Origin of the sequence: Helicobacter bilis (assembly GCF_001999985.1) — a bacterium.
GTDB lineage: Bacteria > Campylobacterota > Campylobacteria > Campylobacterales > Helicobacteraceae > Helicobacter_A > Helicobacter_A rappini.
Genome location: NZ_CP019645.1, coordinates 1607404 through 1634393 on the forward strand (window position 1 = coordinate 1607404; position 26990 = coordinate 1634393).

The 26990-nt window shown below is 35.5% G+C and carries 24 protein-coding genes and 1 tRNA gene; 13 read left to right on the top strand and 12 right to left on the bottom strand.

Features of this window, described 5'->3' with window-relative positions:
- Positions 1-315 precede the first annotated feature (315 nt).
- Complete coding sequence (gene traF / locus XJ32_RS07465; RefSeq protein ID WP_077388870.1) at positions 316-2031, top strand: conjugal transfer protein TraF; 1716 nt, start codon at positions 316-318, stop codon at positions 2029-2031.
- Positions 2032-3412: 1381 nt separating this feature from the next.
- Here the strand turns inward: traF and XJ32_RS12900 are convergent.
- From XJ32_RS12900 to XJ32_RS07485, 4 genes are all read right to left on the bottom strand, one after another.
- A complete protein-coding gene (locus XJ32_RS12900; protein WP_254422313.1) occupies positions 3413-4300 on the bottom strand; it encodes a putative barnase/colicin E5 family endoribonuclease in 888 nt (295 codons plus the stop codon).
- A 219-nt stretch (positions 4301-4519) separates the two neighbouring features.
- A complete protein-coding gene (locus XJ32_RS07475; protein WP_077388871.1) occupies positions 4520-5104 on the bottom strand; it encodes a toxin-antitoxin system YwqK family antitoxin in 585 nt (194 codons plus the stop codon).
- Positions 5105-5143: 39 nt separating this feature from the next.
- Positions 5144-5797, bottom strand: coding sequence for a metallophosphoesterase family protein (locus XJ32_RS07480; protein ID WP_005217276.1), 654 nt, complete (start codon positions 5795-5797; stop codon positions 5144-5146).
- Between the two features lie 68 nt (positions 5798-5865).
- A complete protein-coding gene (locus XJ32_RS07485; protein WP_077388872.1) occupies positions 5866-6984 on the bottom strand; it encodes a phospholipase A in 1119 nt (372 codons plus the stop codon).
- 372 nt (positions 6985-7356) lie between these two features.
- Between XJ32_RS07485 and XJ32_RS07490 the strand changes: the two genes are divergently transcribed.
- The 3 genes from XJ32_RS07490 to XJ32_RS07500 all read left to right on the top strand — a co-directional run bounded on the left by XJ32_RS07490 (position 7357) and on the right by XJ32_RS07500 (position 12155).
- A complete protein-coding gene (locus tag XJ32_RS07490) occupies positions 7357-7902 on the top strand; it encodes an outer membrane beta-barrel protein (protein WP_077388873.1) in 546 nt (181 codons plus the stop codon).
- 286 nt (positions 7903-8188) lie between these two features.
- Positions 8189-10024, top strand: a complete 1836-nt coding sequence (locus XJ32_RS07495; protein ID WP_437339619.1) for a GTP-binding protein — start codon at positions 8189-8191, stop codon at positions 10022-10024.
- A gap of 127 nt (positions 10025-10151) precedes the next feature.
- A complete protein-coding gene (locus XJ32_RS07500; RefSeq protein WP_077388875.1) occupies positions 10152-12155 on the top strand; it encodes a methyl-accepting chemotaxis protein in 2004 nt (667 codons plus the stop codon).
- 445 nt (positions 12156-12600) lie between these two features.
- Here the strand turns inward: XJ32_RS07500 and XJ32_RS07505 are convergent, their stop codons facing one another.
- Positions 12601-13212, bottom strand: a complete 612-nt coding sequence (locus XJ32_RS07505; RefSeq protein WP_077388876.1) for an outer membrane beta-barrel protein — start codon at positions 13210-13212, stop codon at positions 12601-12603.
- A gap of 444 nt (positions 13213-13656) precedes the next feature.
- Here XJ32_RS07505 and thrC point away from each other — a divergent pair, with 444 nt between their 5' ends.
- Together thrC and XJ32_RS07515 are read left to right on the top strand one after the other, a co-directional pair.
- Positions 13657-15165 carry a threonine synthase gene (gene thrC / locus XJ32_RS07510; RefSeq protein WP_077388877.1) on the top strand — a complete coding sequence of 503 codons (1509 nt, stop codon included), beginning with the start codon at positions 13657-13659 and terminating at the stop codon, positions 15163-15165.
- 184 nt (positions 15166-15349) lie between these two features.
- A complete protein-coding gene (locus XJ32_RS07515) occupies positions 15350-15991 on the top strand; it encodes an ATP-binding cassette domain-containing protein (protein WP_027338461.1) in 642 nt (213 codons plus the stop codon).
- Positions 15992-16055: 64 nt separating this feature from the next.
- Here XJ32_RS07515 and XJ32_RS07520 read toward each other — a convergent pair whose 3' ends face one another.
- A complete protein-coding gene (locus XJ32_RS07520) occupies positions 16056-16448 on the bottom strand; it encodes a hypothetical protein (protein ID WP_077388878.1) in 393 nt (130 codons plus the stop codon).
- 375 nt (positions 16449-16823) lie between these two features.
- Between XJ32_RS07520 and XJ32_RS07525 the strand changes: the two genes are divergently transcribed.
- Positions 16824-16900, top strand: a tRNA-Ile gene (locus XJ32_RS07525).
- 291 nt (positions 16901-17191) lie between these two features.
- Here the strand turns inward: XJ32_RS07525 and XJ32_RS07530 are convergent.
- The 4 genes from XJ32_RS07530 to fliW all read right to left on the bottom strand — a co-directional run bounded on the left by XJ32_RS07530 (position 17192) and on the right by fliW (position 20590).
- Positions 17192-18148, bottom strand: a complete 957-nt coding sequence (locus tag XJ32_RS07530; RefSeq protein ID WP_077388879.1) for an NAD(P)-binding domain-containing protein — start codon at positions 18146-18148, stop codon at positions 17192-17194.
- Entirely contained in the window at positions 18135-18338 is a 204-nt protein-coding gene (gene ccoS, locus XJ32_RS07535; RefSeq protein WP_020995526.1) for a cbb3-type cytochrome oxidase assembly protein CcoS, read from the bottom strand. Before ccoS ends, XJ32_RS07530 begins: the two co-directional genes overlap by 14 nt.
- A 242-nt stretch (positions 18339-18580) precedes the next feature.
- Positions 18581-19777 (bottom strand): HD domain-containing protein, encoded by a 1197-nt coding sequence (locus XJ32_RS07540; protein ID WP_005217236.1) that lies wholly within the window; start codon positions 19775-19777, stop codon positions 18581-18583.
- Positions 19778-19786: 9 nt separating this feature from the next.
- Entirely contained in the window at positions 19787-20590 is an 804-nt protein-coding gene (fliW, locus tag XJ32_RS11925; protein ID WP_167619992.1) for a flagellar assembly protein FliW, read from the bottom strand.
- Positions 20591-20792: 202 nt separating this feature from the next.
- Between fliW and XJ32_RS07550 the strand changes: the two genes are divergently transcribed.
- The 3 genes from XJ32_RS07550 to XJ32_RS07560 are packed head-to-tail and all read left to right on the top strand — an operon-like array spanning position 20793 to position 22811.
- The gene (locus tag XJ32_RS07550) at positions 20793-21446 is read left to right on the top strand and encodes a MotA/TolQ/ExbB proton channel family protein (RefSeq protein ID WP_077388880.1); all 654 of its coding nucleotides are present in this window, start codon (positions 20793-20795) and stop codon (positions 21444-21446) included.
- A complete protein-coding gene (locus tag XJ32_RS07555; RefSeq protein WP_077388881.1) occupies positions 21439-21831 on the top strand; it encodes a biopolymer transporter ExbD in 393 nt (130 codons plus the stop codon). Before XJ32_RS07550 ends, XJ32_RS07555 begins: the two co-directional genes overlap by 8 nt.
- A complete protein-coding gene (locus XJ32_RS07560) occupies positions 21828-22811 on the top strand; it encodes a TonB C-terminal domain-containing protein (protein ID WP_077388882.1) in 984 nt (327 codons plus the stop codon). The genes XJ32_RS07555 and XJ32_RS07560 overlap by 4 nt, the downstream gene beginning before the upstream one ends.
- A 454-nt stretch (positions 22812-23265) precedes the next feature.
- Here the strand turns inward: XJ32_RS07560 and XJ32_RS07565 are convergent, their stop codons facing one another.
- Positions 23266-23706 carry a GatB/YqeY domain-containing protein gene (locus XJ32_RS07565; RefSeq protein WP_077388883.1) on the bottom strand — a complete coding sequence of 147 codons (441 nt, stop codon included), beginning with the start codon at positions 23704-23706 and terminating at the stop codon, positions 23266-23268.
- A 62-nt stretch (positions 23707-23768) separates the two neighbouring features.
- On the opposite strand from XJ32_RS07565, the gene flgH reads away from it, so the two are divergent.
- The 3 genes from flgH to XJ32_RS11935 all read left to right on the top strand — a co-directional run bounded on the left by flgH (position 23769) and on the right by XJ32_RS11935 (position 25128).
- On the top strand, positions 23769-24482 hold the full coding sequence (flgH, locus tag XJ32_RS07570; protein WP_004086732.1) for a flagellar basal body L-ring protein FlgH: 714 nt from the start codon (positions 23769-23771) through the stop codon (positions 24480-24482).
- A 320-nt stretch (positions 24483-24802) separates the two neighbouring features.
- Positions 24803-24958, top strand: a complete 156-nt coding sequence (locus XJ32_RS11930; RefSeq protein WP_155761481.1) for a hypothetical protein — start codon at positions 24803-24805, stop codon at positions 24956-24958.
- A 29-nt stretch (positions 24959-24987) separates the two neighbouring features.
- On the top strand, positions 24988-25128 hold the full coding sequence (locus XJ32_RS11935) for a hypothetical protein (protein ID WP_155761482.1): 141 nt from the start codon (positions 24988-24990) through the stop codon (positions 25126-25128).
- Between the two features lie 21 nt (positions 25129-25149).
- Here the strand turns inward: XJ32_RS11935 and lepA are convergent, their stop codons facing one another.
- Positions 25150-26943 carry a translation elongation factor 4 gene (lepA, locus tag XJ32_RS07575; protein ID WP_004086076.1) on the bottom strand — a complete coding sequence of 598 codons (1794 nt, stop codon included), beginning with the start codon at positions 26941-26943 and terminating at the stop codon, positions 25150-25152.
- Positions 26944-26990: the final 47 nt, after the last annotated feature.

Sequence of the window (26990 nt, forward strand, 5' to 3'; positions counted from 1 at the left end):
TTAGCGGTGTTACACCTAAACTTTTATGAATGTTAAAACCCATAGTTTCTTCCTTATGTAAAATTGTGCTTCATTATTTCATTAAAATGTAAATAAGCAAAACAGCATTATCAAATTATGACAAGCGGTTTAGTTTGCAATTATACAAAATGTTACATTATTACCAGTTGTGGTTAAGGTATAGGGCTATTTGTCTATAATGATATTTTGATAAAAAATACACAATATCCGCAAGATTCCGATACATATACAAATTATTGCCGATTTTTTGCTAGAATATGTCTTTTATTTTTCATATAGATTTAAGGGGAGATTATGCGAGATTCTACAATGCATACGAATAGAATGGATAAATTTAGAAAATATAGAAAGTCTGTGTTGTGTGGGGCTTTGTTTGCAAGTGCGTTTAGTGTAGTAGAGGCTATGGAGTTTGGCACAATGGGGAATGTCTCTGCATCTATGGGTGGGGCTGGAGTAGCTTTGAAAAGTCCTTTTGCTTTGTATTATAATCCGGCATTGCTTGCTTCAGATTCTAAAATGCGTATAGGTTATAGTATAGGTGTTGGTTTATCGCAATCAAACCTTGATAAGCTTACGAATCTAAACTTTGTCAAAATGGTAGAATCTCTTACAAGTCTTGGCAGTCAAATGGGTGGCGGCAGTAAAGCAATTACAAAAACAATTCGATCCGCTGCACCTGCTATAAATAGTGGTGCAATGCCGTTTGCAGCAAATGGCAATACAAGGGCTGCGAGTAATTTAACTGGTGCTTTGACGGAAGCTTTGCAACAAGCTACCGGCAATCAGTCAAATGATTTAGAGACTTTATGGAAAGATTATGAAAAGAAGCATCAAGGTAGCACGGATCATTCACAACTGGTTGGGAATCTAAAAGATTCTGTAAATAATTCCAGTATGACCCAAGAGCAAAAAGATATGTTTAACGACTTTGCTGAATCGGTGGATTGGAGTGACTTTGATGTATCTAATGGTAAAATCACAAGCATGACAATTAAGTCTGGTAGTAATGGGGCATTAGACGCTGCTATGAAAGATTTAGACACTCTTTTTGAAGTCTTAAAAAATAACAACATGAATGTAATCAGTCAAAGCGGTATAGTCTTTCAACTCTCTAGTGAGACCATGCAAGAGAAGTTTGGTAGCCTTGCAGTAGGATTATTTAATACTACTCAAGCTGGAGTATCGCTTGTTGGCGATAAGAGTCGAATGCGACTTATCTTTGGTGATACAAACGGATATTATGAACTTATTACAAAGCCTGGCGGATACACGCTGAAACAATCTACAGAAGATGAATATAATAAGTTTTCTATCTTACAATCTGTTGAAAAAGGCGATGCACATAAAGTTGTAAGTTCTGTGTTTAATCTCACAGAATTACCCGTGGGCTATGCGTATAGATTTAACTTTGACAATTCGGAGTTAAGCATAGGCGTAGCTGGGAAGCTTATGCTTGGGGCGAGTCTGTATCATGAGCAGTTTCTTGGCTCAAACTTGCAGTTTAATACAAACTTTGCCTCAAACATACAATACAACACTACTTTTGGGATAGATTTAGGCACATATTATGGCTATAATCTCTCTGACAGCGGTCAGCTTGGTGTAGGTTTTGTAGCAAAAAATATCAATACGCCAACTTTCAGATTCGATACTGCACCAACTATTAGTATAAAACCACAATATAGGGCAGGTATAGCCTACAATGGCAAAAGATTCTCACTTGCATTTGACGCTGATGTATTGCCAAACGAAGTGCTAACTTATAGTCAATATGGTTTGTATTCTCAAATGATAGGTGGCGGTTTTAAACTTGATTATAGATTTGTAGATGTGAGAGGCGGTGTCGCCTATGATTTACGAAGAGACACTGGGGCTATACTTACTGCTGGTGTAAATATCTTAGGACTTATTGATATTGCTGCAGAAGTTGGCACAACATGGGTTGATTACTTTGGGACTACTGCACCAAAATATGCCAATGTAAGAGTGGGTGGAAGCTTTAGCTGGTAATCGATTAAATAAAAAGTGTATAGCTTGCCTTTCTCTATATATGATTTAGTTTGTGTAATTCCATTGCCTTGTTTTACTGAACTAGAGGCGGCTGGAGTTTAGGAAACTTAAAGTTATTTCCTAAGTTACACCGCAACTGCCAGTTTTATGCGCCTTACAAATCTCATGTTTTTATGTCTAAACGCTGGACTTTATACCAACAATATAGAACTTTAACTATAAATATTTTGGAAACCAAATGAGCTAGAAAATAAATATGGAATCCGGTATAACATTATCCATGTTATATATACTTGTCTAAAAATGAATAATATTATTTTTTAAGAAATTTTATACAATTTTTTGTAGTTAGCGAAAATATTTCAGTTATGATATTTGCTTTATATTAAGTAGAGATTTGCCCCCCCCCCCCCTTTTTTTCACTCATGGTCAAAACAACAATAGATACAAAATTGTAGTAAAGCTTTATGCAAAGTCTTATTTTCAATTAATCCTACTATGCATATGTTAATAATGGGGAGGGGGGATTATGCTTAAATTGCTTCAAACACAAGCGATACATGTTTATTGCATTTACTTTTTTTAATTAGATTATGGGGTTTGTTTTGTTTGGTGTTTTGTGGCACGATGCTTTTTATGAGTGGGCGATGCACCCAGTGGAAGAGGCATAGGCACTTCGCTTATGGTATGTATGGTTCGATTCTGCTCCCTACTTGTTGATACTGTTTATTATTCAAAACTTCCTTTTTTGCTTTTTTTTGTTGGAATGATATAATTTACCAAGTGTGTCTGCATTAAAGCGTATAAAATTAATCTTTATGCTATCCTGTTTATCTGCAAACACGATGAAAAAATTCTTATGATTTGTGTCAATATAAGCATTTTTTGCATTTGCTATAACACTTGGAATCTCTAGTATTTCGGCTTCACTTAAGGCTTGATTGTAATTTTCCTTTCGTGCTGTTCTAAAAAATAGCTTAAATCCTTTTTAGTCAAAAATACTTCATCAAACTTAACACTCAAAGCGTTTTTGATCTCCTGTGGTAAAAAGTGGCAATTTTTAGAATATTTGGGGCTTTTTCATAACCCTTTTTCCCACATTAGCCACAAATATTCTCTATGCTCTTGCTCTTGTGCGATTTCTAGCGATTATGGTGTATTTTTTCAGTGCTTTATATGTCTTTGGTTGCATTTTTGATTCTCTTTTTCTGCTAATTTTAGCATACTCTTAGCCTGTATTCTTTCACCCTTTTCATTCTGCACGATATAGCGTGGGATATGTGTGCTAAAAGTGGATATTTTTCTTTTGCTTTATCAAAGCCTTGTGTTAATGTATCGGCTAAGTCTTTTGCTGCGACTTCTTTTAGCTTCGAATTATTTTTTAAATATTTAAAGCCTTGAGCAACTGCTTACTCCCTACTGCCCCACCTAAGAATCCAGCGGCAAGCTTAGCAGGATTAAAGCCCATAATATTTCCATTCTCATCTATCTCTATTTCTGCTGCACTTCCGCTTATTAATCCACTTCCCAAATGTGAGTTACTTTGCATAGTTATGGAATCTTTTATTAACTCTTTTGTTTCTTTTACACTTTTTCCACTTTGTTTTGCTTGTTTGATTATTTCTTGTGGGGTTTGTGGTATAATGCTTTCTTGGTTAAGTGAAGTAACAGGGCTTTCCTTTGCGTTAGTTCCAGCGTTTTCACTTGTTAAAGCCTTAGACTGAATCAAATTAAGGCTTTCCAATTCTTTTTTATTTCCACTATCTCTAAAAGCAGTTATAACAAAATTGTTCCCTTCTTTTTTATCTAAAATAATTGTCGTTAGCTCGGTTTTAATTCCAATGCGACCTTTTTCTACTTCTACAATATGCCCTTTTTGTATATTTTCGCTTAAGTGTGATATAAATCTCAAAGCCTTTTCTTCACCCCATTGCTTTGTTCTCTCTTGTAAAATATGTGCTAATCCAAAGTTAGAATCTCCCCAAACTAAATCAATATCCCCCAATTCTTTACGATGAAATGCCCCTGCGACTTGTCCTTTATACTCACCTTTAGCTCCGCTTTCTTTATGCGCTTGTGCTTCACTTATGAGTTTTTGTATAGCAGTCTCGCCGCTGTGATAATGTTCTGCATAGTTTGTGCCAAATTCTTTTATGGGTTTAATGTTTAAGGATTCCCTATTCTCACAATATGCTTTTAAGATACCCTCGAATTTACCATTTTTATATGGTGTTTCTCTCCAAAGATTCCCATTTAAATGATCTCTCACTACACAACCGCTTATTTTATCCGCTTTGGTTTTACACTCTTTTAGTGTATCTGCATATAAAGTAGAAAGTGAGAGAAACCCATTAACACGCTTTTAATAACATATTTGTCCTTTTAAATTAAGATAAAGATTCTGTATTTTACAAAAACTATTTTAGATTAAAGCCTGAAAGATTCTAAGATTAGAATCTAGCAAGTGTTAAGACTTTAAAATCATAAATTATTTAGAATCGCCTTTAAGGCATATTTCTTTTAAATAGATAATTGCTCTTTCGATGAAGACGTCTCTACGTATCTCTTTTAATTCTTTGTCTGTTAAGACTTTGTTATTAAAGCATTTACCGCTTATGAACTTATGATTCTCTGCTTTAATTAAGGCTAATAGCTTTTTATCTTCTGTGTAGAGTTTCATATCCCCATTTACTCCATCGTTGTTAAATGGTGTTTCTGCTTTTAGACTCCCATTTTCATAATACCACTTTGACATACCTTCTCTTTTGCCATTTTTATATGGTGTTTCTGATTCTAGATTCCCATTCCTATAATACCACTTTGTCATACCTTCTCTTTTGTCATTTTTATATGGTATTTCATTTACCAGATCCCCATTCTCATAATACCACTTTCCTATGCCTTCTCTTTTGCCATTTTTATATGGTATTTCTTCCCAAAGTTTCCCATTGGAATGATAATCTCTCTTTACACAACCGCTTATTTTATCCGCTTCGGTTTTACACTCTTTTAGTGTATCTGCATATAAAGTAGAAAGTGAGAGAAAAGCTATAAACGCATTTTTTAGTAACATAACTGCCCCTTTTATTAAGATAAAGATTCTAAAAAGCTATTAAAAATGTGCCCATGAAGAGAGAATATCGCGCAATCTTTTAGGGCGGAATGAGAGTCTTTCTGTGCTAGCATTAATGCAGTAATCTTGCACACTATCTCTTGAGTGTATATGTCCGTGGATATTGACTTCACATTTTGCCAAAGAAAAAGCATAGTCGATAATATCCCTTGCTTTATGATATTTATCATTTCTTTTTCTCTCGCCAACGGGAAAATGGCTAAACATAATCCGCACATTATTCACATCAACGATTAAGCCTGTGGCATAGGGATTTTTTAGCTCATCACCCCACTTTTTTTTCATTGCCTTTTTTAGCATATCTTTTTCTGGAATCTTAAATTTAATCTTTTTTATCACACGCCAATCTTTTAGCTTTTGATATTTACCCATATCATTATTGCCTACAACAAGCATTTTTTCACCATTGAGTTTAGGCAAAATGCTATCACCATCGCCAAAGTATAAATCCCCTAAATGCAACACACTATCATTCACACTCACGACTTCATTCCACCAATTTAAACTTAAATCATCAAAGCTTTTATAATGCGTGTTATTCAGTGTAATCACTCTTAAAGGCTCTTTTACAAGCACATGTTTATGTCCAAAATGCGTATCAGAAATAATAAAAGTATCAAGTGATATTTGCATGTTTTGCCTTTATCTTGTTTTCTAATCTTAGCATATTTTAGAAACTATAAGCAACAATCTTGTATCACCTATCTCACAAAACGCACACCAATGCCTATTCTATGTCCTATTTTATCATATTCATAAAGATAATCCCCATAGCCAACAAAATATTGCATATAAACTCCATAATATGGATTAAGCTTATAAGTATAGCTTAGCCGCAAACCACCATGTAAGCTATCAATCTTTTTTCCGGGCTGAAAATATCGTAATAAGCCCGTTATAGTCGCATCGGCTAAATGCTTGTTATAACGCATAAATATTTTTATCTCAAGGCTTCCTAAGTATTTATATATAAATGGATTCTCGGGATAGAATCTCACAGGGGCAAATGCCTCCATATCAACACCCCAATGCTTTGTCGTCCATCTAGCTTTAAATATCCATCTATCACTACCCCGACTTCTATCAGCTGCCCCACCATGCTCTATATTTATCTCGCCATTGCTAATATGCCTCCAACCAGTTGTAAGCTCTGTGAGTGTGCCACCCCAAAATACTACATTCATAGGATAGGTAAAGAGAAATTCAGGTTGAAAGTCATTGTCTCTTACCGGCGAACTTGCCTTTTCATTAAACACTTGAAAAAAGAAAGTATCTGTAAAAGCAAAATATAAGATTCCACCGCTTTTAAAAATATTCCTTGACAAAGGGACTCTAAAGCTTATCTGTCCTTTAAGCTCATTTGGTATATGGCGTGGATTTTCCATAGGTGTGAAATTGTAAAGATATATGAAATAAGTATCACGCCAATCTTCAACGCTTAAAAGGGCTTTTGTAGTGAGTGGGGCGGGTATTGCATCGGGGATTTCTGCGGTATTTATCGTGCCAAATAACTCATCTTTTGACTTTTTATCTAAAAGTGGGTATTCATGGGTTTCTTCCTTGTTTGTATTGTTGTTTTGCCTTGTTTCTGTGTTTTGTGTCGAGTTGGAATCTAGATTCTTGTCATATTGAGTGAGTAAGCATGAAATATCTTTTTTAGATTCTAAAGTTTTAGACACTTCGCCTAAAGGCTCAGTATGACAAGCGGTTGTTTTAGAATCTAGACTTTCTACTTCTTGTTTCTTAGAATCTGTCTTTGCGTTAAGTATTGTTAATGCGTAGGCAGTAAATACTAATATCATAAAACGACATATTTTCATTGCTTACCTTTCTTAAACTTCATTATTGCATATTGCTTTAACTTTTAGAAATCAAATTTTGCGAAATTATTTTATTCATATCATTTATTGACATAGTAAATTACATGCGACAATGATACATAACACATTATTAAATGTTACAAAACAATACATTTTTGTTTAGATCCCTTAGCTTTGCATGCTTGAAAGTTCTTTTGTTTGTGTAAAACATGAGATAAAAGATACAAAATGTAAGCCAAAATAGACATAGCAGTCATATCGTCATTTTTTGTTTCTTTACTTTATGTTTGCCTTAATGAGACGATATAGTTGTATAATTGTGCATTCAATCTTAAGCATTGAATAAATTTTACACAATGAAAGGATAAAGAGATGAAAATGACAAAATGTGTGAAAGCAGCAGTTTTGGCAAGTGTTCTTGCAGCAGGTAGTGCGCAAGCATTGCCATTTATATCACCAGAAGCTGGTGGTATCGTAGGGACTAGCTTTGATAGTGCAAAAAGTGGAAAATTTGATGGCGACACAAATATCACTTATGGTGCGTATGCAAGATTATGGTTAAAGCCGGGTTCATTCCGCATTGCACCTTTTGTGAAGTGGGAAAATATCACAGGAATTACTCAAAACAATGCGGTTAATACAATCATCAATGGTGGCGATAGAAACAATAACCTACAATATGGTGCAGTATTGGGGCTTGAGTTTTTCTATCTTACTCCTTATGTAGGTGTTGCGTATTCTCAATTTACAGATGCGACAATCTCAAATACTTGGGCGTTAAACTATGGTTTGAAGTTTAAGATTCCAATTTTACCTTTAGCAATCGGTATTGATGCGTCTTGGCAAAAACCAAAAGTGCTAAATTCTGTTGAATTGGATATGCATAGAATAGGCGTTACACTAGGTCTTCATTTCTAATTTAACATAGCTCCTTCAAACATTAACATAGCCCTAAATCCAAAAATTTGGGGCTATCCCACAAACTCACATATAAGATACCATTATGAAAAAAGATACAAACAATAAAAGCAAATATCATAAAAAGAGTCAAAATAGTCTATTAGGGCTTGGTAAAAAATATATAAAAGATTCTAATGCTATCACGCAAGACACACACAAGCGTGGCAAAAAACATATAGAATCTAAAGAAAACACACAAGATTCTATACAAATAGAGATAAAGCCTATCGCAAGTGTAGCAATCATGGGCAGACCAAATGTCGGCAAAAGCTCACTTTTTAATCGGCTAAATCAAAAGAATATCGCCATAACCTCACATATAAGCGGCAGCACAAGGGATATTAACAAAAGAGATTTAAGGCTGAATAACTTTGATATTACACTTATTGACACAGGTGGGCTTGAAGTCTTAGCACATAGACTAAAAGAGTTTTACAAACAAAATAAAGCTACACAATCTCAAACAATAGCCCCAAGCACAAAAGACATACATGATATAAATCGTAGCAATAAAAGAGAACAAGCCATAATTGCTACCCAGCTAAAAGAACACATCGCCTTTCACTCATACAAAGTCGTTGCGACAAGCGATATTATTTTATACATGGTTGATGGAAGCAATATTGTCGCTGATGAAGATATTAGAATCTTTAGAGAGTTAAGCAAGCAAAAACCCCTTTTACTTGTGCTAAATAAAGTCGATAATGATAAACTCGCTATGCAGGCAAATGATTTTATGGCATTTGGTGTGCCTTATATCACAATCTCTGTGGCACATAATAGAGGTATTACAAAGCTTTTATCAAGCATTGAAAACATGATACAAGAACTTATAGATTCTAAAAAGATAAAAGCACAAAAGACTTTAAAAACACTTGATTTTTTAGATTATTTTGACGATACAGAAAGCATTCTTACTTTTGAAGATGAAGAGCTAGATTCTAATCCCACTTTAAAAAGTCGCACTAATTCTAAAACACAAGCTACACAGAATCTAGATTCTAATCCTTGTCATGTTGAGCGTAGCGAAACATCTAGTATAGAATCTTTAAAAGATATTTCACTTAATACGCAATGCGATAATAATTCAGATTCTATACCTTTAAAAGCTGATATGGAATCTAAATCACAAAATAATGAATTTCTAGATTCTATAAATGAAACTTCGCGGGATATAGAATCTTTAAGCACCATATCTAATCAAATAGACACAACACAAAATACAGACAACACCATCTCAATAGGCATTATCGGTCGTCCAAATGTCGGCAAAAGCTCTCTACTAAACGCACTCACAAATACAAACAGATCTCTTGTATCAGACATCGCAGGGACTACCATTGACCCCGTTGATGAGCATATTATGTATAATGGCTATAAGCTTACATTCGTAGATACCGCAGGGATTCGCAGACGCAGTAAGATTGAAGGGATAGAGAAATACGCCCTTGATAGAACGCAAAAAATGCTACAAGAATGCGATATTGCCCTACTTGTGCTTGATTGTAGCACGGAGTTTGTGGAGCTTGATGAAAAGATTAGCTCCATTGCAAGTAGTAATGGGCTAGGCGTTATCGTAGTGTTTCATAAATGGGATATACGCAGCAAAGAGTTTGATAGTCGCCTTGAAGTTTATAAAAGAAAATTCAAGTTTTTAGAATATGCTCCAATTATCACCGCTTCAAGCACAACGCATAGGCACATCAAAGAATTAAAGCAAAAGATTATAGAAGTCTATCAACATTTTAGCCTTAGAATCCCAACCGCAAAGCTTAATACCTGCATACAAAACGCACTTAAAAAGCACCCCATACCAAGCGATCATGGCAAAATTGTGAGAATCTATTATGCAACGCAGTTTGATTCTAAACCACCAAAAATAGCCCTTATTATGAATAGACCAAATGCCCTGCATTTTAGCTATAAACGCTATCTTATCAATACTTTACGGCAACATTTTGGCTTTCTTGGCACACCAATCATTATTGAAGCAAGAAGCAAAAAGACAAGGGATTTGAGCGAGGCTGGTGAGACATTCGATAGTGAAGCAATAAATAAAGACAATGATGTTAAATCTTGATTATTTTTAACAATGTATAGTTTCGGGCTATATTTTTGTGTTATTACCATATACACGCATTAATGCAGTTCTACAAATTACTTGCATTTACACAAAATAATTTATTTCTACATACTTAGGAGCTTTCATGGTAAAAAGTATTAAAACAAAAATCGCATGTTTAGTCGGCGCGTTAATGGTGATCGCACTGCTTGGTATCGGGTTAATCACTTTCTTTGTTACTCGTAGCAATACGCTAGAGTTAGCCGCACATACACAAGCAAATAATGTAAAAATGGCAGATGCAATTATTGCTGATTTTATGACGACTAATTTCAAAGCTACACAAGAGCTTGGCAACATGATTCTAGAAATGCCTTATGAAAAGTTAGCCACACAAGAAGCAGTGATGGAAAATGTAGGACCGCTTCTTCGTTCATTTCGTGTTGGTGGTAACTTTATGAGTGCTGGTATAGGCAGAGAAAATGGGGAGCTTATAGTCAGCGACACAGAATCTGATAAGGAAAAAATCAGCCATTATTCCTATGGTAAAGCACATAACTATGATGTGCGAACGCGTGATTGGTATATTGAAGCCAAAAAGCAAAATGGCATATACATTAGCCCTGCTTATGAGGATACTTTAACCCACCTACCATGCTTTACCTTTGCATATCCGCTTTACAAAGATGGTAAGTTTATCGGCATACTTTTACTCGATCTTATGCTAGAGCAGCTACAAGACCATTTTAATGCTATCCCTGTGAATGTATTTGCCCTTGATTCTATACATGTGCCTTTTGCAGCATCGAATAAGGAAATTCTGCTAAAAGAAAATGAGAATTTCAAAGCATTATATGCAGAGACCGCAAAACAAGGTAACTATAAAAATATTCTCTTTGACTATATAAGCAATAACAAAACAGAACGCAAAATGGCAACCTGTAATCACGCAAGCGTGCAAGGACAAGCGTATTCAGTATGCACACTTGAAGATTTAAGTATGATACAAAAGCCAATTTGGGATATGGCTACACTGCAAAGCATACTTGTTGTTTTAATGTCAGCGATAAGCGTGATCGTGCTATTTGTGGTGCTTTATATCTACCTTAAGCCAGTTGAAACTATCAAAAAAAGCTTACTCACATTTTTTGCATTTTTAAACCACGAGGTAAAAACCGCACCAAAGCCCCTGCATATTACAACCCATGATGAGCTAGGAGAGATGGCTCACGCCATAAACGGAAACATAGAAAAAACAAAGCTAGGATTAGAGCAAGATTCTAAAGCAGTAGCTCAAGCCGTAGAAACAGCTAAAACAATAGAAGCAGGTGATTTTAGAGCAAGAATCACAGAAACACCACATAATCCACAATTAAATGAGTTAAAAAATGTATTAAATCACATGCTAGATGATTTAGAGAAAAAGATAGGTAGTGATACAAACGAGATAGCAAGAGTATTTGATAGCTATGTTAATCTAGACTTTACCACAGAAGTAAGAGATGCAAATGGTAGAGTAGAAGTAGTAACCAATACACTAGGTGAAGAAATAAGAAAAATGCTGCATACAAGTCAAAGTTTTGCAAAAGAGTTAGAATCTAAATCAAAAGATCTAGAAGAAGCGGTAACCACTCTTACACAAAGCTCAAACACACAAGCAAGCTCACTACAACAAACTGCTGCTTCAGTTGAAGAGATTACTTCATCAATGCAAAATGTAAGTGGCAGAACAAGTGAAGTTATAGCACAAAGCGAAGATATTAAAAATGTTATAGGCATTATTAGAGATATAGCAGACCAAACAAACCTACTTGCACTTAATGCAGCAATAGAAGCAGCAAGAGCAGGGGAACATGGTAGAGGCTTTGCAGTCGTTGCTGATGAAGTAAGAAAGCTAGCAGAGAGAACTCAAAAGTCTCTAGGTGAAATAGAAGCAAATACAAATATACTAGTCCAAAGCATAAATGATATGGCAGAATCTATAAAAGAACAAGCTCAAGGCATAGGACAGATTAATGAATCTATTTCACAACTAGAGCAAACCACACAGCAAAATGTAGAAATCGCAAACAAATCACAAGATATAAGCACGGCAATAGATTCTGTTGCTGCTAAGATTCTAGAAGATGTGAATAGGAAGAGATTTTAGAGTGGGGTTTTTAGTTATTGTTTGGATATGAAGTCAAACATACACTAAACAATAAGAACAAGCAGTTTTATTATTTACATACATTGCATTGTGTTCATGAGTCTTGCCTATAGCCCTTTATTTGTCCTTGTTTGTTGTGAAAATAGCTTTTAACTTTGATTTTTCTAACTGCATGTCGAGAGTGAAAAAAATAAAAACATAGGAAAGTTAGGATTTGCAAGAGTAACACATGCTTATAGCTGGGCTTTATATTGAAACAAAAATTACGTGAGATATGTTAATGTTTTCAACTAGTTTAAAGATATGAAGCAACAAGAAGTAAGATAGCCTATAAAGATAAGCTATCCAAAGTCAAAAGTTATCTAACTTTAGAAAATACATTTAATATAAAACGGGATAAAAGCCTTTAGGTTATCCCACATTACACCTTAGAGTATAACTAAGATTAGAATTTATATGAATAAGATGAGCCTACATAGATTGCTGCACCAACGCTTGTTGTCTTGCCATCCATGTTGAATGCTGCACCTACTTTTGCACCGATATCAAACTCATGGTGAGCTTTCACAGTCGTTCTTGAGCCGATATTGATACCAGCAGTTGTGCCAACGGTTGTATTGCCTCTTGGTTGCCCAGCAGGCACATAGATAGGTGTTTGGATAAGCGCACCACCAAAGAAACCAAAATACATACCAGTTGTAAAATCATCATCGCTTACAAAGTCAAATAGCATGTCGCCGTTTAAGTCAGCCATAACGCTAAGATTCACATTCATACCAGATGTAACACCACCAGCACCATTCACACCAAGCAAACCGAATGCACTGATACCAGAAAGATAGAATCTAGCCCCAATTCTATCGTAGAAAAACGCCTGATAACCACCTTTTAAACCAACTGCAATTGAAGAGTTCAGTGAAACATTATTGCTTAATTGTCCAGTAATCATACCACCAAGATTTAAACCTAAAAACGCACCATTGTTTTCCTCTGCTGCATTCAATGCACTAAAGCCAAGTGTGCTAACAAGCACCGCTGAAACTAAGTATTTTTTCATAAGTAAGTCCTTTTCCTTTAAAAGTTTGTAACCGCATTCTACAAAAAAAAAAAAAGGATTTTCAAGGTTTTTTTGTGATTTTGTGTAAAAAATATTAAAAAATGTTACTATAAGTAACAAATTAAGATAAAATATAGCAGAATTTATGATGATGTTGTATGAATGTTAGAATCTCAAGGTAGTACTTTAAACATTTTTGTTTGACATAATTTATGTAAAGTCATATATAGCATAAATGAAATGTTTAGCGCCTACACAATTAGCTCAAAAAATAGCTATTGGGCGAAGAATGGGGTGATCAAGGAGGGCTATTTTTCACACAAAAGACACATAAAGCTTTAGCTGCTTTGTCCTACGAAGCAAAGAAACTAAAGAAACTTTTGTTATAATTCTATTCCATAGGATTTTGCAAATAGATAATACATGGAATCTAGAAGGGAAAATATGCAAACACAAAATAATATAAAAACACTCGCTCAAACAAGAAGTAATAACAATACAAACAAGACCTTTATTCAGGCAATGCTTGACCCAAATGCAGAATATGGCGGACTTTATACATTTTGCGATATAAAGCCTCTAGTAAATTTAGAAAATCTCTACACTCTCTCATACAACAAAATGTGTGAAAAAATTTTTACGCATTTAGGTATTGACATTCCCTCTAATCTTTTAGAATCTGTGCTAAAAAGCTATGAAACATTTCGCACAAAAGATATTGCCCCACTTGTAGAAATAGAGAAAAACTTGTATTCATTAGAGCTTTATCACGGACCAACCTATGCGTTTAAAGACATGGCATTACAGCCTTTTTCAGCCCTGCTATCAGCCATCGCCTTGCAAAGAAATGAGAGATATTTAATCCTTAGTGCCACAAGTGGCGATACAGGTCCTGCGACATTAAGCGGCTTTGCAAATAGAGAAAATATTAAAGCTATTTGCATTTATCCGCAAGGTGGCACAAGTGATGTGCAACGACTACAAATGACAACACAAGATGCAAAAAACCTAAAAGTATATGGCATAAAAGGCGACTTTGATTTAGCCCAAAGCACATTAAAATCTTTGCTGAAAAGTGAAACTTTTAGGGATTTGGTAGCAAAAAAGGGTTATGCTTTAAGTGCGGCAAACTCCGTGAATATCGCACGAATCGCATTTCAAATAGTCTATTATTTCATCATTGGTAGAGAACTAGCAAAAAAAGGTTTGCATGAATTTAGCGTAATTGTCCCAAGCGGTAATTTCGGCAATGCTTTAGGGGCATTTTTTGCAAAGAAAATGGGGCTACCTATCACAAAAATCTGTATCGCTTCAAACCCAAATGACATTTTGACGCAATTTTTCACAACAGGCGTTTATGACATACGCAATAAAGAGTTAAAACTCTCGTATTCTCCTGCTATGGATATTTTGAAAAGCTCAAATATCGAGCGACTTTTGTTTGCCTACTTTGGTGCAGAAAGGACAAAAGAGTGCATGCAATCACTCGATGAAACGCAGTATTTTAGACTAAACACAGATGAATTATCGCTTTTGCGGGATATATTTGAAGCAAGAAGTTTCAGTGATGATGAGTGTTTGCGGGGTATTAAAATGGCATTTGAAAAAGGTTATGTGCTTGACCCACACACAAGCAATGCGTATCTATTCGCACAATATTGCAAGGAAAAATTAAGCATAGATACGCCACAAGTAATCATCTCAACAGCGCATTTTGCAAAGTTTGCAAAGGTAGTATGCAGGGCATTGTGTGATCTAGATGAGAACACGCTAAGGGGATTAAGTGATAAAGAAGCCCTAGATAGAATCTTTATGCGTTTAAAAGAGTGCAATATAGCCCAAAATGGCTTACAAATAGATTCTAGTATTTTAGATCTTTTTAATAAAAAAGAGATTCACACTCAAACCTATAACGCAAAAGATCTAGAAGATTCTATTCTTTCGTGGTTGTAGATTATTTGTTGTTGTGTTGAGAAGTGCTAAGAATCTAAATACAGATTCTAGAAAAGATATTTTGTCAAAGGCGTATATGTATGAAGTTTTTACTCACAATTTGCAACACGACAAGAAAGTTGCAATAGGAATGTTTTAATAAAACAATAGTTGCATGTGTATCTAAGGAGATAAAATGGAATATTTGGTTGAGATGGAAAATGTTTCACATAAATTTGATGTTGTGCTATATGAAGATATTTCTATGCGTTTGAAACCTATGCAAAGCATGGCGATTTTAGGGGCGAGTGGTAGCGGAAAAAGCACGATTTTAAACCATTTATCAACACTTTTACCGCCACAAAAAGGACAAATAAATCTCGCACATTTAAAAAATATTTATAATCTTAATGAGAATCAATTATTGCTTTTGCGTCAAAAGATCCTAGGTATTATCTTTCAAACGCATTATCTTTTTCGCGGCTTTAATGTTACACAGAATCTCCAAATCGCCGAACTCATCGCCCAAACCAAAATAGATATGCAAATGCTTGAAGAATTTGGCATAGCACATACACTTAAACAGCAAATCGGTGAGTTGAGTGGCGGACAGCAACAGCGGCTAAGTATCGCACGCGTTTTGACAAAAAAACCAAAGATTCTACTTGCTGATGAACCAACTGGAAATCTTGACAAAGACACCGCAATGAGTATCATGCAATATCTTTTATCGTATGTAGAAAAAAATGAAGCTGCCCTCGTGGTAGCCACGCACGATCAGCAAATCGCTGAACTTTGCACTCATATAGTTTTGCTTGAAGATAAAACCTTAAAACAGCTGAAATAACAGAATTATGCAACATGTATCTAAGATTGTAAAAATCACAAATACATCATATTGATAATTTTAGTTATTCATCATCAAACCCAAAACCACCAAAGCTTAAAGGCTGCAACAACTCCACATATACACTTTGCTTATCATCAGTCATTCTAGCAGAGTAGTGTATGAACTGCTCTGACAATACGCCATTATTCCTTTTATCTGTTATGGCTACTTGAGCTTTACATACTACCTTTTTTGCTTGTTCTTCAACCTTTTCTGTCATAAATGTTGAGTATTTATATGTCATATTGTCATCATCTTTACGCACTATTTGCATGGAATCTAGCTGGTCCTGTATGATTGTAGTTAAAACATCTTGCACTGCTTTATCATCGCAACTTGGCACAGCACTACCGCAACCACTAAACACACCAAAAAGCATCGCACTTGCGACACATGAAACAAACATCTTTCTCATCAATAAGCCTTTCTTAAAAAATAAACATTTTAAATATCACTAAGATTTCAAAATGCGTGGGAAATTATATATATATATATATAAGATAAAGCTTAAAAAGTAAAGATTAAGATCAAAATTCCAATAATCTCTCATTTGAATAGTTGAATGATTATGTTATTTTACAATGCATTGAAATGCAATCAACTCAGAATCTACACAAATACATTTCTATACTCCACCATATACGCAAGTGATTACGGGTGTAGCTGCCTGTTAATTCGTGTAGATATAGGATTAAATCGCAAAATAATAAGATTCTAGAATCTTTTCTGTCAAACTTATTTACCATAACACTATTTTTTATGTTACAATAACGCTTCCATTTTACATAATGGATCTTTAGCTCAGTTGGTTAGAGCGCTCGGCTCATAACCGAGTGGTCGTAGGTTCAAGTCCTACAAGATCCACCACTCCTTTTCTTCCTTGTATTTAGAAATCCAGTGATATTCCATGCACTCTTAGGTATTTTTTTATTAAATGATCAAAACAATGAAATAATATGTCTTACACACAGAAGTAAGTAGATAAGGCTGGGTTTTGTTTTTTAATATGAGTGTGCAAGCAGACAAAAAACTTTTTACAAATTGTGCTGACGATAACAAAATACTATGTTTTTCATTATTGAACATTTTCTTGCATTGTAGTCATTGTAGTCATAGTAACCAATAGAATCTTAAAATTTGCTACAATCAACTATCTAGCTATTTTTGTAATCTTTTCGAAATCTCTGTTGCAATGGTATAAGCATCATTCATAGCTAGGGCAATAGAGCCGCCATTTTTGAAGAGAATATCACCGACTACAAAGAGATTAGCAATATTGCTTTCTTTGACTTCATTGCATTGTGCTACGCCATTAGAATCTAGCTCTATACCGCATTTCTTTAGAAAATCCACAGGCACAACGCCACCAATAGCATACACAATCCTATCAAAAATACCCGTGCTATTATCACTAAAGGTTACCTCTAGCTTAGAATCCTTATCGCTAACTGCAATAATATCAATGCCAAACTTTGATATTAAGCCATTTTGCAAACTCTTTTCAAGCTCTCTTGCATTCTCATCATTAATGCGATTAAATTCCTTACGGCGATAGTTTAGCGTTGTTTTTGTCATCGCATTTAGGGCAATGGCGTATTCAACCGCCGAGTTACCACCGCCAACGACTAAGATCTCTTCACCTGCCACACAATCATTGACATTGAAGTTAATCTTTTTACGCAAACTTGTAGGCAGTGGATAGCTCGGCTTATTTGGCTTACCCATTTTTCCGATACCAATAATCACATGCTTTGCGTGAAATTCCACATTATTTGTAGTCCTTACGATAAATATAGAATCTTTTTTGCTGACATTATCGACTTCGTGTTGCAGTTTTATCTCAACGCTATTTTCATCTAAAAGTTTTGAAAAAAGATCTAGTGTGCTTTCCTTATTACCATCGCTAAAGGGTATATGCCCAGCAAGTGTTACCACCTGCCCCTTATAATCCTTATCAACCCGCTTTCCATCTTTGTAATACTCGCGTATCATCGCAGAAATATTATCTGTTTTCTCAAGCAACACAATATTTTCAATACCCATCTTTTTACACTCAATCGCACTTGCGATACCACCGGGTCCAGCCCCAACTATTACAACATCATAAATTTTCATGTTTTTTATCCTTTTTATCTTGTTTTGCCATGTTATTTAGGTCGCTAACATTATCAAAAAGCACACCACGCATCATTTTTTCTTTATCATCAAACTGCCCACTTCTTAGCCCCCATAAAAAAGCAATTAAGCCTAAAAATCCCATACATAGTGATACGCCAAGCATCAGCATGACAACCCAACTACTCATAGAATCTCCCTTTTGTAAAACAATGTGAAGCACGATTATAACGAACATTTTTTAAGAAAATTATAATCATTATGTTTTTATATACCAAATGGTAACTATATGCAATAAAATATGTTTCTTTTAAACTCACTTGTAAAATTATAGAATCTCAATAACACTAGATTCTGACCTAAAGATATGACTACGCAAGTCCTTTATATTTTTATTATCATAAATTTTTGATACACGCTTCTAAACCACTTTTACATAAAATCCTGCACAATAAGCCCAATATTTACACCCAGAATCTCTTTTTGCAGTAAATCTCCATATAATGCTTTTGCTCCATTGACTAAATCAGGGCTACTTACACCATGTGCGATAGAAATTCTTGCTTCAAGAAAGGCGGTTAATTTATCGCAAAATTTTAGCAATTCTCCGCATACAGGCATGTATTTATCGTGATTAAATTGAATCAATAGCTGATTTATATCACTAGCAAATACCACTTTATTATGTTCTTTATAGCGATTTGCAAACTCATCTTCAGTCCAATAGATAAGGTCATTGCGGATAAAATGCGGGAGTTTGCTTAGAATCTTTGCCTCCATTTCTTCTTTTTCAATACCTTTAATAAAAGAGTCAAGCCCTTTTACAGACCGCTTTATCGGCGAGATAATATCCCTTGTCAAAACTTCAGGCAAATCATGGAAAAGCCCACCAAAAAAGTGATTTATCTGCATTTTCTCACATACATTAAGATTCACACTCAAAAGATACGCACAGATTGCCACCATTAGCATGTGTCCTAAGACTGAAGTCTGCGGGATACGCGGTGTTTGACTCCATCTCTTTTGGAATCTAAGCTCTGCAAACATGCCAACAAGCTCTTTTATATCTTGATAGAGATAGAGATTTTTCATACCGACTAAATCATAAAAGCCCTCTGTTTGGGAATCTATAATTGCCTTAATATTCTCAATATCATAGAGTTTTGGATTAAAATGATAGATAATATCAAACTCCCATTTAGACGCATAAAAATGCGCTGCTTGTAAAATCTTTGTCTCTAAATCATCATTTTTTTCAGCAAGATAACTCTGCATTGAGTGAAAAAAGTCAAAACCCTGCAATTCATTTGCAAGGCTTTGTGCTACAAATGCTGCTAACTCTTTGCCATGCGCACTCTTTAGCTTATGAAATACAGGTGGTTTAATATCTGTTAGCACAATGCGTTCAAAAAACTCAAATAAAAATTGTCGTATTAGCTTTGTGTAATTAATACTTCTGCCTTCATTTTCTTCATACTTTGCAAAGATATAGGCAAGGATTACCTTATGTGCTTGTTTATCTAGCTCTACAAAGTCAAGCGGCACGGCTTTATCATTCCACCTTCTAATAGATGCACTTGTAAAAATTCTCTCTAAAAGCTTTTTATTTAAATGTGAAGTCTGCTGCATAAAAATCCTTTATAGAAAATCCCTTAATTTCTGCTTATTAAAATCCGGATAATCCATAATTGATAATGGAATCTGTGCGGCAAACTTTGTCTCTGTATTAAATATAATAGGAAAAAGATAGTTGATTTCTGAAGATTCTAAAGGGCTATTTAAATCAAGCGGACAATACACAAGCAACTTGCTTTTTTTTGTGATATGTAAAATAAGCGTTAAATACTCTGGTATCATAAAGGAATAATCGCGTAATTTATAAGGATTCACAAGGGCTAATACCATAGGCTCACTCTCTTTTGCTTTCTCTTGTGTTATCTCTCTATCTTGTTTTATCTGCATGGGTGCGATGAGGTTTTTTAGGCTATCTAAATTTGAGTTTAGAGCTAGTTTATCTTCTAGTAAGCAATTTTTTTGCTCTTGCAAGGCAGCTGCATTAAAGAAGTCGTCATTATGCTGTGTTGTATTATTATGCTTTGCTTTTAAATGCTTTGATAGGATTTGTGTGTTTTGCTTTTGTGTATGTAAAATAGCGTCATTAATATCTTTTTGTGTGGTTTGCACATTTGCTTTTTGATTGTATTTTTTTATGGCTTCATCATCTGCATAGTTCATTGATAAGCTTTTTTTGCTTAAAAGATTCAATCCTTTCACATGAGAAGCAAATAGCCCTTGATTTTGCTCACCGCTTGTATTAGTCTGTGGATAAAGCATTTTTGCAAACACAGAATCTATTTTCTCTAAGATGACTTCATGATTATCTTGGCAAATCACTCTGTGTGCGTTATTGATATTTGATTTTAAAAGATATTTATTTTTCATATAAGTTCCATATATGCGTTTTATCAACATGTAGTAAAGCAAAATGTGTGCCTTATTTTGTGATATGGATTCTATGTGCTAGGGCAACTCGCTTTCAACTTCAATATTTTGTAAAGATTCTATAAATTCGCAATTTATGTATATAATTCCTAGATTATTAGTAAGGGACTTTGATTAATTCTAATTATTTTAAGGATAATGTATGGGTGCGTTGGTTAGCTTTTTTGAGACAAGTGGGGTTATTACTCTGCTTGTTATTTTTTGGCTATCGCTTTATGTGATTGCTACATTATGGATTTTTATCTATAAATGGTTTGTGATACGCGGTATTCAAGATAGGGAGACTTATTCGCTTGATTTATTATTATCAAAGGATATAAGTATTCCGCAAAGTGCGGTATTTGCACGCTCAAAAGGGCATAGGCTTTTATCAAAAGAGATGTTACAAGTTTGGAAAAGTCAGATTCTAAAAAATGCGAGTGGTGGGCTTACATTCTTAAGCATTGTTAGCTCTACTGCACCATTTATCGGCTTGTTTGGCACAGTTACAGAAATCCTTGATGCGTTTGCACATTTAGGCTCACAAGGACAAGCGACTTTTGAGGTGATTGCCCCTATTATTTCAAAGGCGCTTGTGGCGACTGCATGGGGCATTTTATGTGCTATTCCTGCGTATTCTTTCTATCTCATATTGAAACGCAAGATTGCTGTGCTTGGCGTATGTTTGCAAGCACAAATTGATGTAGCCCTTGCTGCTACCGCCGATACAGACAACAACGGCTTTGATAGGACCAAAGAGGCTTTCACGCAAGAAAAAACTAATAATATTGTATGGGGCGGAAAAGTCAATGGATGATTTAGATCTTGAAGAAAAACCAGAGTTAAACATTACCCCGCTTGTTGATATTATGCTTGTTTTACTTGCAATCCTTATGGTAACAACACCAGCGATAGTGTATCGAGAGGATATACAGCTACCAGATGGCTCAAAAAGCAAACGCGCTGAAATAAATCCTATACTCTCTGTGCGTATCGATAAGGATAGGCAAATCCATGTGGATAAAGATGTGTTTGCCTATGAGAGTTTTAAAGAGAACTTTTCACTGCGTGCAAATAGATATGATAAATCGCAATCAGTCTATATTTATGCAGATAAGAATCTATACTATGGCGAAGTTTTGCCTATATTTGCTGTGCTAAAACAAGCAGGATTTACTAAAGTATCGTTAGGAACGCAATGAAAGAAGATGTCGTTATGCACAAGAATAGCCCATCTTTGCATGTAGCAAGTGGGTTTGCAGCCTTTTTGATTTATGCGCTTATGCTGATTTTACTTATTGGCGGCTTTAGATTCTATAAAGAGCAGGTGCGATATGGTGAAGAAGAGGCGGTAATGGCAGAGATTCTAGCAAATGAAAGTATTGAATTAGCCGATATTGCACCACAAGAAGATTCTGCCCTGCAAGAGTTGCAACAAGCAATGACACACGAAAATACTCCACAAGAACAAATAGAAGAAAAAATGACAGAATCCACTGCAAAACAAGAAGCAGAAACACCAAAAGAAATAACGCCACCAAAACAAACATTAGCAGAAAAAACACCAGAAAAATTAGTAGAAAAGCCAAAGGAAGTGCAAGAGAAACCAAAAGAAGTGAATCTTGCTGATGTGTTTGCAAATGTGTCATCAAAGACTTCACAAGATATACGCAAGGAAGAAGAAGCAAAGCGTCAAAAAGAGTTAGATGAGGCAAGGAAGCAAAGAGATGAAGCGCAAAAAGCAAAACAAGCACAACTCACACAAAATGCACTCGCCCTAGAGCAAAGCACAAAAGCCCTGCAGCAAGCCACACAGAATCTTAAAACAAATATTAAACAAGCGATGACAACAAAAATCATGCTAGAAAAGCCCAAATTTTCTGGTAACGCTGAAGATAAAAAGAAATATGATAAATGGTATGCACAAATTGAGCAAATTTTAATGAGTGAATGGCAAAAAAGCGGAAGCTTTCACCAAGCAGCCACAAGCGCGAAAGTTCGCATTAGAATCGATGCAGGAGGCAAGCTTACCTATCTTTATATGGTGTCTCAATCGCCCTATGGCGACTATAATAGCTCTGTGATTGCTTTTTTACGCAAAATGGAAACACGACTTTTTCCACCTCCACCAGCAGAAGGCGTTGATTTATCTATGGAGCTAGAGAATACTTTGAGACATTGATTTTAGAGTATTGTAAAAAAGGTTTAACACAACATTATTTAGCCGCATTAGTCTTAGATTGCATAGCTTCTCAAAATCCATTTTAATTTAATGCAAAAGATTGTTATTTTATGTGTATAGGCTTAGAATAATGCTATATGGCATATAATCAAATAAGGTTATTAGATAAAACTGCTTAATAAGATTCTAATGCTTTTAGCTAAAAATAAGGGAACAAAAATGGGTAAGTGAGATAAAATAAACTCTATCAATGCAAACTATCTTACATCAATACTCACAATACCAAATATGACTTTACAGAAAAACCCACTGCTTTGCAGAATCTATGCAAGGCGGTATAAACCATATAGAATAGATTCTAAAAAACTATATCGTTAGGGATTGAATCTTTGGTGTGGGATTTTATAGCTATACCTTTAATGTAAATTTCCACTCAAACACAATCTAATCATATTTATTGCAACAGCTTTTTTGCCATATCTGATATTCTTTTACCAGTAGCGACTGCATTAAGGCTCTTTGCTGCACCCATGACTTTGCCTAAATCCTTAGAATCTTTTGCACCAACCTTTTCTATAATCTCTTTTATAGCATTTTCTAGCTCATTATCATCAAGCTGTTTTGGTAGATATTGCAGAATAAGTGCGATTTCATAACTCTCTTTATCCGCTAAATCCTGCCTACCTGCATTCAAATAACTCTCTTTTGCATCCTCTCTTTGCTTCAGTGCAGTCTTTAGAATCCCTATGCAGTCCTCATCACTTAGCACAATCCTTTTATCGATTTCTACTTGTTTAAGTGCTGAATGCAGTGTCCTTAACGCATCTCGTTTTGTGCTATCACCGCTTTTCATTGCCTCTTTAATGTCTGCCATTATAGAATCTTTAATACTCATGTAAATCCTTTTTGGGAATGTAAATTGCTTTGAATTATACAATATTTTACTAAAGGATGAGTATGAGAAAAGCGAGTATAAGAAAAATAGGCTTAGCATTATTACTTCCAGCATTGCTTTGTGCGTATGAGCCAGAAATTGATATGAATGCCCCAGATTATGTAAATGATATGCCATCAAAAGACTTTGTGCCGGAGTTTCAAAGACCGGGTTCTTTGTTTGGACAGGGAGAGAGACCGCTATTTGCAGATAGAAGGGCTATGCGTGTCGATGATTTAATCACGATTAAGATTAAGGAAAATATCACAAACGACTTCAAGATTGACAAAAAATATAGTGGAAGTAGTGGAGGGAATGTTACCCCAGCCCAGATGACTTATAATGGGCAGGACGCACAGCAGCAGGCAAACACAGCTTATCTTAACGATCAAGTCAATTATACGCTCACAAAGCCAAACAATGCGACTAACTTTCAAGGTGGTGGGACATATTCGCAGTCACAGAATCTTGCCCTAACGATTACGGCTAGAATCTTAAAGGTTATGGAAAATGGCAACTACTTTATCTATGGTAAGCAAGAAATGCTTGTAAATGGTGAAAAGCAGATTATCCAAATCAGCGGTGTTGTCCGCCCTTATGATATACAGCAAAATAACACGATTGAAAGTCAATATATCGCTGATAGTAAAATCTCTATTGTAAGCGTTGGCAAAATCTCTGAAACTCTTACTAAAAAGCCAACTACAGATGCAATAGAATCAAACTGGCCTTATTAATCCTTTATAAATCTCTCCTGCTAGAAAGTAGGGGTTTGTCATTGTGGCTTGATGTTGTGTAAGTTTAAAATAGTTGTTGTTGCATATAAAATATATAACCCCTTAGGATTAAAACAAGAGATGATATGGAATTATAAGGAAATGGGGACTTATACGCATTTGTTTTTATAAGTTACAAAGCATAACATATTAACAAGACTTTTATGTTTTAGTGTATTTTTTTGCGTGATAGGGAGAGAGTTTTTTTCTAAAATTCATGCCCGTAATATTTTATTTATGGGTTTTTCATATATTAAATATACTTGAAAAAGATGAAGAAATTGGCATACTTAGAGATCGCATCTCATTTTGCATGGAGTAATAAACTTTTCGGACGCACAAAAAGAGATTATTGCTTAGAAATGCAGGTTGATGATGTTGCTTGCAATGAAAGTAAATTTAATCTCAAAAAACACCTTAGCAAAACTTCAGGATAAATCTCATAAAAGATTGTTTGGCTGGAAGCATGGCATTGACAGATAGTATCGCAACTTTAGAAGCATTACATAAGGCTGAAAAAGAAGTGCTAGAGATGATGATTGTGGAGTCTAGTTTAAGCAATAGCTTGGGCATGGTGTATGTAGGTTGGACAAAGACTATATGTTGATCCTTACCGATCAGGGCAAACCTAATCAATCTTCAATACCGCAAGGAATGCCTCTTGTGGGATTTCGACTTTACCGATTGCTTTAAGGCGTTTTTTGCCTTCTTTTTGCTTTTCTAGAAGTTTTCTTTTTCGTGTAATGTCCCCGCCATAGCATTTTGCGGTTACATTTTTACCCATAGATTTCACGGTTTCTCTTGCGATTACTTTATTGCCAATACTTGCTTGAATAGCCACTTCAAAAAGCTGTCTTGGCACAATCTCTTTCATCGCAGATACAAGCGCCTTGCCTCTCTCATAACTCTTGCTTTTATCCACGATAACACTTAAAGCATCAACAACTTCCCCTGCCACACGCACATCAAGCTTTATGAGATTACCCTCTCTATACTCAATCGGCTCATAATCAAAACTCGCATAGCCTTTAGTCTGTGATTTCAGCTTATCATAAAAATCCATAATGATTTCATTGCTCGGCAGGGCATAGGTCAGCATAACGCGATTTTCATTCAAATACTCCATATTCTCTTGCACACCTCGCTTGTTATTCAGCAGTACGATGATATTACCTAAAAACTCACTTGGCGTAATGATAGTAGCTCTTACAAATGGCTCTTTTATACAAGCAATCCTTTGTTCTGGTGGCAACTCGCTTGGATTTTGCACCATAACCATGCTGCCATCTGTTAAATGCACTTCATATACAACGGTTGGTGCTGATGCGATTAAATCAAGTCCAAACTCTCGCTCTAATCGCTCTTTGACAACCTCCATGTGTAAAAGCCCTAAAAACCCAACGCGAAATCCAAAGCCAAGCGCTACACTGCTTTCTGGCTCAAACTGCAAGGCAGAATCATTAAGCTTTAGTTTATTCAAAGCATCGCGTAAATCCTCAAACTTATCTGTATCAATAGGATAGATACCTGCAAATACAAAGGGCTTTGCTGGCATAAAGCCCTCTATTGCTTCACTCGTTGGATTCTCAAGCAAAGTAATCGTATCGCCAACCGCCATTTCTGTAACGCTTTTCAACCCAAGATTTAATATCCCAATCTCGCCACTCTTTAGAATCTCGCTATTTTGCTTATGAAGCGGATGTGGATAGGCTAGTCCTAAAACTTGATACGCATTATTAGAACTCATAGTTTTTACCATATCACCCTTTTTTATCTGCCCTTCCATGATTCTAATAAGCCCCAATGCACCTAAATAGTTATCAAACCATGAATCATACACAAGGGCTTTAAGCGGTTTAGAATCATCAATGTGTGGCGGCGGAATAAGCGTAACAATGCTTTCTAATAAAGATTCTATGCCCTGCCCAGTCTTTGCACTCACAAGCACCGCATTAGAGCAATCAAGTCCTAAAATACTCTCAATCTCTGCGATAACTCGCTCGGGCTGTGCGGCTGGTAAGTCAATCTTATTTATCACAGGGATAATCTCAAGGTTATTCTCAAGGGCGATATACACATTTGCGATAGTTTGGGCTTGTATGCCTTGACTTGCATCAACGACAAGCAGCACACCCTCACATGACTTCAATGAACGCGACACTTCATAGCTAAAATCCACATGTCCGGGCGTATCAATGAGATTTAGAATATAGGTTTGCCCCCCTTGCTGATATAAAAGTCTCGCACTTTGGGCTTTGATAGTAATGCCCCTTTCTTTTTCAATATCCATGGTATCCATCATTTGTGTGCTTACTTCACGCTTAGATACACTGCCACATGCTTGCAGTAAGCAATCAGCAATGGTGCTTTTACCATGGTCGATATGGGCTATGATAGAGAAATTTCGAATATTACTTTGCATGTTATACCTTATAGAATCTAAAATGCGACAACGGAGTGCCATAAATA